This is a genomic window from Caulobacter sp. GW821-FHT10F06, from assembly GCF_058809215.1.
In genome coordinates, this window is the sequence record NZ_JBXASK010000007.1 from 309,533 (window position 1) to 319,797 (window position 10,265).

The 10,265-nt window shown below is 68.3% G+C and carries 7 protein-coding genes and 1 pseudogene; 1 reads left to right on the forward strand and 7 read right to left on the reverse strand.

Features of this window, described 5'->3' with window-relative positions:
* Positions 1 to 103 precede the first annotated feature (103 nt).
* From guaD to uraH, 5 genes are all read right to left on the reverse strand, one after another.
* The gene (guaD, locus tag AC1RUS_RS17390) at positions 104 to 1,387 is read right to left on the reverse strand and encodes a guanine deaminase (RefSeq protein WP_492917858.1); all 1,284 of its coding nucleotides are present in this window, start codon (positions 1,385 to 1,387) and stop codon (positions 104 to 106) included.
* On the reverse strand, positions 1,374 to 2,393 hold the full coding sequence (gene xdhC / locus AC1RUS_RS17395; protein WP_492917868.1) for a xanthine dehydrogenase accessory protein XdhC: 1,020 nt from the start codon (positions 2,391 to 2,393) through the stop codon (positions 1,374 to 1,376). The genes guaD and xdhC overlap by 14 nt, the downstream gene beginning before the upstream one ends.
* A gap of 156 nt (positions 2,394 to 2,549) precedes the next feature.
* On the reverse strand, positions 2,550 to 4,889 hold the full coding sequence (gene xdhB / locus AC1RUS_RS17400) for a xanthine dehydrogenase molybdopterin binding subunit (protein WP_492917859.1): 2,340 nt from the start codon (positions 4,887 to 4,889) through the stop codon (positions 2,550 to 2,552).
* Entirely contained in the window at positions 4,882 to 6,324 is a 1,443-nt protein-coding gene (xdhA, locus tag AC1RUS_RS17405; RefSeq protein ID WP_492917860.1) for a xanthine dehydrogenase small subunit, read from the reverse strand. The genes xdhB and xdhA overlap by 8 nt, the downstream gene beginning before the upstream one ends.
* Entirely contained in the window at positions 6,325 to 6,672 is a 348-nt protein-coding gene (gene uraH, locus AC1RUS_RS17410) for a hydroxyisourate hydrolase (protein WP_492917861.1), read from the reverse strand.
* Positions 6,673 to 6,997: 325 nt separating this feature from the next.
* On the opposite strand from uraH, the gene AC1RUS_RS17415 reads away from it, so the two are divergent.
* Positions 6,998 to 9,301 carry an NADP-dependent malic enzyme gene (locus tag AC1RUS_RS17415; RefSeq protein WP_492917862.1) on the forward strand — a complete coding sequence of 768 codons (2,304 nt, stop codon included), beginning with the start codon at positions 6,998 to 7,000 and terminating at the stop codon, positions 9,299 to 9,301.
* A gap of 125 nt (positions 9,302 to 9,426) precedes the next feature.
* Here the strand turns inward: AC1RUS_RS17415 and AC1RUS_RS17420 are convergent, their stop codons facing one another.
* Both AC1RUS_RS17420 and AC1RUS_RS17425 read right to left on the reverse strand, forming a co-directional pair.
* Positions 9,427 to 9,621 carry a cold-shock protein gene (locus AC1RUS_RS17420; protein ID WP_035017693.1) on the reverse strand — a complete coding sequence of 65 codons (195 nt, stop codon included), beginning with the start codon at positions 9,619 to 9,621 and terminating at the stop codon, positions 9,427 to 9,429.
* Positions 9,622 to 9,756: 135 nt separating this feature from the next.
* Positions 9,757 to 9,960 (reverse strand): annotated as a pseudogene (locus tag AC1RUS_RS17425) (cold-shock protein); the annotation flags it as partial.
* Between the last annotated feature and the right edge of the window lie 305 nt (positions 9,961 to 10,265).

Sequence of the window (10,265 nt, forward strand, 5' to 3'; positions counted from 1 at the left end):
TGTAGGGCTTTGATTTCGTTCAGGTCAGCGGCGAAAAGAACGGGGATAAGTCTTCCCTTCCCCAAGGCGGAAGAGAGCTTTGGGCTTACCCTGTGGATAACTTTTACCGCGTGTGCCGCAGCACTCCGGCCAGGTACGTCCGCTCGACAACCCGGTCGTCCCCCAGCACGGTCAGCGCGAACAGCCGATTCTCCAGGCTGCGCGTCTCGGTCATCCGCCGCGCCAGCAGCGACGTCGCGGTCAGGTCCAGCACCAGGAAATCGGCCTCCTTACCGGGCGCGAGGTTGCCGATCCTGTCGCCCAGATCCAGCGCCCGCGCGCCGCCCAGCGTCGCCAGATACAGCGCGTGGAACGGGTCCAGCGCCGCGCCCCGCAACTGCCCCACCTTGTAGGCCTCGCCCAGGGTGTGGAGGATCGAGAAGGTCGTGCCCGCCCCGACATCGGTGCCGATGCCGACCTTCACGCCGTGCGAACAGGCCTCTTCAAGCGGGAACAGGCCAGACCCAAGGAACAGGTTCGAAGTCGGGCAGAACGCCACCGCCCCGCCTGCCTTCGCCAGACGCTGAAAAGCGTCCCCCTGCAAATGAACGCAGTGGGCGAACACCGACCGCTCGCCCAGCAGGCCGAAGCGGTCATAGACATCGAGATAGTCCTTCGCAGCCGGGAACAGCGCCGCTGTCTCGTCGATCTCGCGCTGGTTCTCCGAGAGGTGGGTCTGCATCCAGACGCCCGGATGCGCGGCCAACACCTCGCCGGCCATGGCCAGCTGTTCGTCGCTGCAGCTGATGGCGAAGCGCGGGGTCACGGCGTAGCCGAGGCGACCCTTGCCGTGCCAATCGGCGATCAGACTTTCCATGTCGGCGCGGCTGGTCTCGACGGTGTCGGTCAGGCCGTCGGGCGCGTTGCGGTCCATCAGCGCCTTGCCGGCGATCAGCCGCATGTCGCGCTCCAGCGCGACGCGGAACAGCGCCTCGACCGAACCCTTGTGGACCGAACCGAACACCAAAGCCGTGGTGGTGCCGTTGCGGAGCAACTCGTCGACGAAGAAGTTCGCCGCTTCGGCGGCGTGGGCCGGATCGGCGAAGGCGGCCTCGGCCGGGAAGGTGTGCTGCTCCAGCCAGTCCAGCAGCTGCGCGCCGTGGGCGGCGATGATGTCGACCTGCGGGAAGTGGATGTGGGTGTCGATGAAGCCCGGCGTGATCAGCTTGCCGGTCAGGTTCTCGACCGCGACGCCATCGGCCAGGGGCGCGAGTTCGGCATAGTCGCCGCACGCCACGACATGGCCGTCCTCGACCAGCAGCAGCCCGTCCGCGTGGAAGCGCACCGCTTCCCCGTTCTTCGTCGGATCATCCAGCAGGTGGAGGATCGACGCCCTATAGGCTTGCAACGGCCAGGTCCTCGTCGTTGGAAATTCGGGCCGCTTCCAGCCGCATCAAGAGGTCGGCGGCCACCGACACGGCGATCACCTCGGGCGCCTTGCTCTTCAGATGAGGCAGGCCGATCGGGCAGGTCAGGCGGGTCAGGGCGGCCTCGGAGAAGCCGTCGTCGCGCAGCCGGCTCATGAACCGGGCGCGCTTGGTCTTCGAACCGATCAGGCCGAGATAGGCGAAACCGCCGCCCGCCAGCCCGGCCGAGGCCAGGGCGTAGTCCAGGCCGTGGTCGTGGGTGAAGATCAGGCCATAGGCGTCGCCCCCCGCGCCCATGGCGGCGGCCGCCATCTCGGCGGGCTCGGCCACCGTGACGCCGGGGATCTCGCCGGTCTCGGGACGGCTGTCGTACCAGGTCAGCTTGAACGGCAACGGCGCGAAGGCCCGCGCCACCGCCTGGCCGACATGGCCGGCCCCGAACACCAGCAGCGGCGGACGCGGCGCCTCGGTGCGCTCGACCAGCTCGTCGCCCAGCTCGGGGCGCGCCCCGCGCGCCGCCGCCTGCGCCCCGGCCAAGGTGACCGGCGGCGCGTCGGGGCTGGCGCTCAGGATCGGGACGATGGTCTTGGTCAGCAGGCCCGGATCGAAGCGGGTGCGGACCTCGAAGGGCTGATCAGCGTCCATCCGCCGGGCGGCGTCGGTCAGCCAGTCGCGGCTGGCGGCCTCGACGCGCTCGATCAGCAGGCGCACGCGACCGCCGCAGCACTGGGCCAGCAGCGGACCCAGCGGATAGTCCTGGATGGCGAAGCTGGCCTGCGAGTTGGTCAGCATCAGCCGCGCCTGGCTGGCGACCCGGAACTCCAGGTTGCCGCCGCCGATGGTGCCCGATTGGCCGCCTTCCCAGACCACCATCTTGGTCCCGGCCTCGCGCGGGGCGGAGCCCTCGGTGGCTAGGACGGTGACCAGGGCGGCGGTGTCGTTGTGGTCGATGCGCGCCAAGGCCGCGCGGGCCCAGTTCCTCATGATCCCTCTCCCATAGGGAGAGGGAGGGGCCCATGCGCAGCATGGGAGGGTGAGGGGTTAAGGCGGCTGACGGCGTGCCGGCACGCCGGTTGAGGGTGTAACCCCTCACCCTCCCACGCCTGCGGCGCGGGCCCCGCCCTCTCCCTCTGGGAGAGGGGGCTAAGCACGGGCCCTCGCCTTCACGTCCTCGACCGCCATCAGGATCGCCTCCGGCGTCGCCGGCGCGTTCAGGCGCGGCATGACCTTGTGATCGGCCACGCTCGCCACCGCCCGGGTGATCGCCGAGAACACCGAGATCGCCAGCATTAGCGGCGGCTCGCCCACGGCCTTCGAGCGATGAACGGTGGCCTCGACATTTCGGCCGGCCTCCCACAGGCGCACGTCCAGATGCGCCGGGCGGTCGCCGATGGTCGGGATCTTGTAGGTTGAGGGCGCGTGGGTGCGCAGGCGTCCTTGCGCGTCGTAGACCAGCTCCTCGGTCGTCAGCCAGCCCATGCCCTGGATGAAGCCGCCTTCGATCTGGCCCAGGTCGATGGCCGGGTTCAGCGAGCGGCCCACATCGTGCAGGATGTCGGCCCGGGTGACCTTCATCTCGCCGGTCAGGGTGTCGATCAGCACCTCGGACGCCGCCGCGCCATAGGCGAAGTAGTAGAACGGCCGGCCCGAATGGGTTGCGCGGTCATAGTGGATCTTGGGCGTGGCGTAGAAGCCGGTCGAGGACAGCGACACCCGGCCCAGATGCGCCTGGCGGCACAGGATCTCGAACGGGATCAGCTCGTCGCCGGCCTTCAGCCCCTGGGGCGTGAAGGCGACGTCGGCTTCGGCGCAGTTCCACTTCCTGGCCGCGAACTCCACGAGCCGCGCCTTGATGGTGTTGGCCGCATTCAGCGCCGCCATGCCGTTCAAGTCCGTGCCCGACGAGGCGGCGGTAGCCGAGGTGTTGGGCACCTTGTCGGTCACCGTCGCGGTCGCCTTGACCCGCGAGGCGTCGACCTGGAAGGCCTCGGCGACGATCTGGGCGACCTTGGTGAACAGGCCCTGCCCCATTTCGGTGCCGCCATGGTTCAGCAGGATCGAGCCGTCGGCATAGAGATGGATCAGGGCTCCGGCCTGGTTCAGATGCGTGGTCGTGAACGAGATGCCGAACTTCACCGGCGTCAGCGCCAGGCCCTTCTTCAGGATCGGGCTTCCCGCATTGAACGCGTCGATCTCGGCCTGGCGGGCCTCGTAGTCGCAGGCGGCGGCCAGCTCGGCCAACAGCTGCGGCGCGACATTGTCCTCGACCGTCTGGTGATAGGGCGTCAGGTCGCGGCCTGGCCCGCCGTAGAGGTTGCGGCGGCGCACCTCCAGCGGGTCGATCCCGACCGCCTGAGCGACGGCGTCCATCACATGCTCGATCGCCAGCATGCCCTGCGGTCCGCCAAAGCCCCGAAACGCGGTGTTCGACACCGTGTGAGTGCGGAAGCGGTGGGACAAAATCTCGACCGCTGGCAGGAAATAGGTGTTGTCGACGTGGAACATCGCGCGGTCGTTGATGGCCGGCGACAGGTCCGTCGTCGCGCCGCAGCGCGAGGCCAGGGTCAGGGCGATCCCGGTCAGTATGCCGGCGTCGTCGAAGCCGACGTCGTAGTCGACCTCGAAGTCATGCCGCTTGCCGGTCATGACCATGTCCTCGTCGCGATCGGGCCGGCACTTGGCGGCGCGGCCGGTCTTCACGGCGACCAGGGCGGCGCCGGCGGCGAACAGCGAGGCCTGCGTCTCCTTGCCGCCGAACCCGCCGCCCATCCGGCGCACCTCGATGGTCACGGCCGTGTGCGGACGGTCCAGCACGCGGGCCACCAGGTGCTGCACTTCGCTGGGGTGCTGGGTGGACGACCAGACGTGGACGTCGCCGCCCTCGCCCGGAATGGCCAGCGCCACCTGGCCCTCGAGATAGAAGTGATCCTGGCCGCCGATGGCCAGATGGCCTTGCAGGCGGTTCGGGGAAGCGGCGAGCGCGGCGGCCGCGTCGCCCCGCGCCATGCGCTGGCTCTTCTCAATGGTCAGGTCGGCGTCGCGGGCGGCGGAGATGTCGATGGCGGCCGGCAGCTCGGCATAGGCGATCACCGCCTTGGCGGCGGCGGCGCGGGCGGCGGCGATCGAGGTGGCGGCCACCGCGAACAGGCTCTGGCCGACATAGGTCACGGTGTAGGTGGCGAACAGCTTATCGTCGTGGATCACCGGGCTGACGTCGTTCTCTCCGGGGATGTCGTCGGCGGTCAGCACCAGCTTGACGCCGGGCGAGGCGCGGACGGCCGACAGGTCCATCGCGGTGATGCGCGCATGGGCCTTGGTGCTGAGCCCGAAATGGACATGCAGCATGCCGGCCGGCTCGGGCATGTCGTCGATATAGACGGCCGAGCCCGCGACATGGCGCGGGGCGCTGTCATGCGGCAGCGAGGCGTGGACGCCCTGGAAAGCGTCGGTGGCGACAGGAACGGTGGCGGAGGAGTCAGCCAAGAGCGCTCTCCGGTTCGACGCGGGCCAAGAGGCTCGGCGACGTGGTCTCGATGAAAACCTTGCGCAGCATATTCCTGGCCGCCAGCGATCGATAGGCCGCCGAGGCGCGCATATCGCTGAGCGGGGTGTAGTCGGCGTCGATGGCCGCTTGGGCGGCTTCGACCGTAGCCTCGGTCCAGGACCGGCCGATCAAAGCCTTCTCGCACGCCGTCGCGCGCTTGGGCGTTCCCGTCATGCCGCCGAACGCAATCCGCGCCGAGGTCACGACGCCGTCCTTCAGCGTCAGGGCGAAGGCGCCGCAGACGGCCGAGATGTCCTGGTCGAAGCGCTTACTCAGCTTGAAGACCTTGAAGATCAGGTCCGGCTTCGGCGTCGGGACGATCACGGCCTCGACGAACTCACCGGGCCGGCGGTCCTGCTTGCCGTAGTCGATGAAGAAGGCTTCTAGCGGCAGCTCGCGCCGCTCGCCGCCTCGGTTCAGCACCAGGGTCGCGCCGGCCGCGATCAGAGCCGGCGGCATGTCGCCGATCGGCGAGCCGTTGGCGATATTGCCGCCGATGGTGCCGCTGTTGCGCACCTGGGTCGACCCCAGTCGCCGCATCATCGCGCCCAGTTCCGGATAGAGCCCGGTCAGCGTTGTCATGGCGTCGACATAGCGAACGCCCGCGCCGATGCTGACGCCGCCCTCGACGGTGTCGATGGTCTTCAGCTCGGCGACCTGGCCGATGTCGATCAGCACCGTCAGCGGCTTGCGCAGCTTGGTGACCCACAGCCCCACATCCGTGGCCCCGGCGACGATGGTCGCCTCGGGATGCTCGGCATAGGCCAAGGCCAGTTGCTCCAACGACCGCGGCGCCAGCCAGCGGCGGGTCAGGCCCTGCACCGGATCGTGGTGCGAGACATCCAGCATCGTCCCGTCGTCCAGGCCCGACAGGTCGACCGCCGGTGCAGTCTCGGCCTCGACGGCCTTGGCGACCTCGATGATCGGGCCATAGCCGGTGCAGCGACACAGGTTGCCGGCCAGCACCTCAGCCGGTGGCGCGTCGGTCCCCTTGGCGGCCACGGCCTTGGCGTAGAGCGACATGACGATGCCCGGCGTGCAGAAGCCGCATTGCGAGCCGTGCTTGTCGACCATGGCCTGCTGCACTGGATGCAGCGCGCCATCCTTGGCAAGGCTCTCGACCGTCATCAGCGCCTTGCCGTGCAGCATGGGCAGGAACTGGATGCAGCTGTTCACCGCGCGCCAAGCCACGCCCTCGCCGTCCGGCTCGCCGACCAGCACGGTGCAGGATCCGCAGTCGCCCTCCGCGCAGCCTTCCTTCGTCCCCGTCCGGCGCAGATCGCCGCGCAAATGTTCCAGCAGGGTGCGCGTGGGATCGGCGTCGCGCACCTCGTGCGCCTCGCCATCCAGCAGGAAGCGGATCGTCTCGCCCATTCAGCTGCCCCGATAGGTGGAATAGCCGTACGGCGAGACCAACAGCGGCACGTGCCAATGCTGCTCGACGTTCGACACGGCGAAATCGATCACCACCACGTCGATGAACGGCGGGTCGGTCACCGCTGCGCCCGTGGCCCTGAAATGCTCGCCGATGGAGAACTCCAGGCGATAGCCGCCGATCACGATGTCCTCGCCGGCGATCAACCGCGCACGGCCGTCGTCATCCGTGCGGAATTCCGCCACCGGCGACAGCAGGTCGCCGTCGCGCCGTGACACGCGCACCAGGACCCCGGCCGCCGGCCGCCCGACCGCCTGGTCGAGAATGTGGGTCGTCAGTCCGCTCATGTCGCGCCTTTCCAAAAGTCCGTGTGTCGATGCTCGGCCCGCCCGCCCGACCTGTCCAGCGCCATGCACGGCAACGGATGGGCTGTCGGGTCCGCGCCGACGAACAGGGCGACAGGCGCCCGAACGGCAGGCAATATATAATAGATTTATTACTTACCAGAGCCCCTTATCGGCCCGACCAATGTGACCGCTACCAAAGAAAATTACCCTACCATCCGCATAGGGTTGGCATTGCCCGCCCATCCCCGGTAGCTAGACCTCGACGGCCCGCGCTGAAGACGGGTCGCGCCCACATGCTCCGCGCAGACGCTCAAAGAGGAACACGATGGACGAGGATTTCCGTAAAGCCGCCCTGGACTACCACCGTCTGCCGCGGCCCGGAAAACTGGCTATCGAGGCCACCAAGCGCATGGCGACGCAGCGGGACCTGGGCCTGGCCTATTCGCCGGGCGTGGCCGCGCCCTGCGAGGCGATCGCCGCCGACCCCGACAAGGCCCGCGACTACACCGCCCGCGGCAATCTGGTGGCCGTGATCTCCAACGGCACCGCCGTGCTGGGCCTGGGCAACATCGGTCCCCTCGCCTCAAAGCCGGTGATGGAGGGCAAGGCCGTCCTCTTCAAGAAGTTCGCCGGCATCGACGTGTTCGACATCGAGGTCGACGCCGAGGATCCTGATCGCTTCATCGAGGTGGTCGCGGCGCTGGAGCCCACGTTCGGCGGCATCAATCTCGAGGACATCAAGGCCCCGGAGTGCTTCGTCATCGAGCGCAAGCTGCGCGAGCGGATGAACATCCCGGTGTTCCACGACGACCAGCACGGCACCGCCATCGTCTGCGCCGCGGCCGTCCGCAACGCCCTGCTCGTTCAGGGCAAGACCCTCAAGGATGTCAAGCTGGTGACCTCGGGGGCCGGCGCCGCCGCCCTGGCCTGCGTGGACCTGCTGGTCTCGATGGGCCTGCCGGTCGAGAACGTGACGCTGACCGACATCAAGGGCGTCGTCTATGCCGGCCGCGATGACGACATGCTCGACAACATGGCGCGCTACGCCCGCCAGACCGACGCCCGCACCCTGGGCGAGGTGGTGGCCGGCGCCGACATCTTCCTGGGCCTGTCGGCCCCGCGCGTGTTCAAGGCCGAGTGGCTGCCGCTGCTGGCGCCCAATCCGCTGATCCTGGCCATGGCCAATCCCGAGCCGGAAATCCTGCCCGAACTGGTCGCCGCCGCCCGTCCCGACGCCATCATGGCCACCGGCCGCAGCGACTACGCCAACCAGGTCAACAACGTCCTGTGCTTCCCCTTCATCTTCCGGGGCGCGCTGGATGTCGGGGCTTCCGAGATCAACGAGGCGATGAAGGTCGCCGCCGTCGAGGCGATCGCCGAACTGGCCCGCGCCGAGGCGTCCGAAGTCGTGGCCTCGGCCTATGGCGGCGTCGCGCCGGTGTTCGGCTCGCAATACATCATCCCCAAGCCCTTCGACCCGCGCTTGATCCTGCAGATCGCCCCGGCCGTGGCCAAGGCGGCCATGGACAGTGGCGTGGCCACCCGGCCGATCGCCGATTTCGACGCCTACCAGGCCGAACTGGAACTGTTCGTCTACCGCTCGGGCCAGCTGATGCGGCCGGTGTTCGAACGCGCCCGCAAGGCGACCAAGGCTTCGCCCGAAGGCATTCGCGTGGCCTATGCCGAGGGGGACGACGAGCGCGTGCTTCGCGCCGTTCAGACCGTGCTCGACGAAGGCCTGGCCAAGCCGGTGCTGATCGGCCGGCGCGAGACGATCATGGCCAAGGCGTTGGAGATGGGTCTGCGCCTGGACTTCAACAACGCCGTCGAGATCCTCGACCCCGCCGCCGACAAGGCGCTGTTCGCGCCGCTGGTCGAACGCTACCAAGGCCTGGTCAGCCGTCGGGGCGTGCCGCCCCTGGCCGCCGAGCGCCGAGTCACCAACCGCCGGACCGTCTCGGCCTCGATGCTGCTGCAGGCCGGCCATGTCGACGCCGCCCTGGTGGGCGGGGCCGGCGACTGGTGGCAGCACATGACCTATGTGCTGCCGATCATCCCCAAGCGCGAGAACGTCGGCCGGATCTACGCCCTGTCGGCCCTGATCCTCGACAACGGCACGCTGTTCTTCTGCGACACCCACGTTAATGTCGACCCGACCGCCGAGCAGGTGGCCGAGATGACCTTGCTGGCGGCGGAGTCCGTGCGGCGCTTTGGCCTGACGCCCAAAGCCGCGCTGCTGTCGCACTCCAGCTTCGGCGCCTCGAACTCGCCGACCGCCCGCAAGATGCGCGACGCCCTGGCCATCGTCCGCGAGAAGGCGCCCGAACTTGAGGTCGACGGCGAGATGCACGCCGACGCCGCCCTCTCCCAGGCCCTGCGCGACCGCCTGGTGCACGACAGCGCCCTGAAGGGCTCGGCCAATCTCCTGGTCATGCCGACCCTGGACGCGGCCAACATCTCGCTGACCCTGCTCAGCGCCGCCACCGAAGGCCTGCTGGTCGGTCCGATCCTGCTGGGCATGAGCCAGCCGCTGCATGTGCTGACGCCCAGCGTCACCGCGCGCGGCATCGCCAACCTGACCGCCCTGGCCGTCAATCAGGCGGCCAGCGAAAGGGCCAAGCGGGCCTAAGATCCAGACGCGAAAAGGCCCCGCGTGAAACCGCCAACCGTCTCTGCGACGGAAGCGGCTCCAGGCGGGGCCCATTTTCAGGAGAAGTCGGGCGGTCGCGATGCGCGGCCGCCCTTTTTCAATCCTTAGAGGATGCGCAGGTTGCCGGCCGAGGTCTTGCCCGAGCGGCGGTCCTGTTCCAGTTCGTAGCCGACTTGCTGGCCTTCGTTCAGGCCGCGCAGACCGGCGCGTTCAACGGCCGAGATGTGCACGAACACATCGCCGCCGCCGTTGTCGGGCTGAATGAAGCCGAAGCCCTTGGTGGTGTTGAACCACTTCACGACGCCCGTGCCGGCTTCGCCGCCACCGCCGCCGCCGTAACCGCCGCCACGGGGAGCGTCATAGCCGCCGCCGCGCGGAGCGTCGAAGCTGCGGGCCGGACGGCGCGGAGCCGACGGAGCAGCGCCTTGACCGGTCACGCGCAGGTTGCCGGCCGAGGTCTTGCCCGAGCGGCGATCTTCTTCGAGTTCGTAGGCGACGAGGTCGCCTTCGTTCAGGCCCGACAGACCCGACCGTTCAACGGCCGCGATGTGGACGAACACGTCCTCGCCGCCGTTCTCGGGCTGAATGAAACCAAAGCCCTTGGACGGGTTGAACCACTTAACGACACCGTTCGCCATCTTATCCTCAAAACCTATTCCGCTGGGTCAGTTGCCGACCCGCGTCCTTCCATAGCATCTCATGACGCAAATCAAAGGATCGCGCCATGGGCTTGACTCGGAGATTCTGGAGGATAAGGGCCGTTAGCGCAGAAAAATTCGCTTTGGGCGCGACCTTAAGCTCTGATCGCGGACCGTTCACCATTCGGTGAAAGTCGCGTCGCCGGCCAAATTGGCGGCGGGCGACGAGGTCTTGGGTGCGGGGACAGGATTTGAACCTGTGACCTTCAGGTTATGAGCCTGACGAGCTACCGGGCTGCTCCACC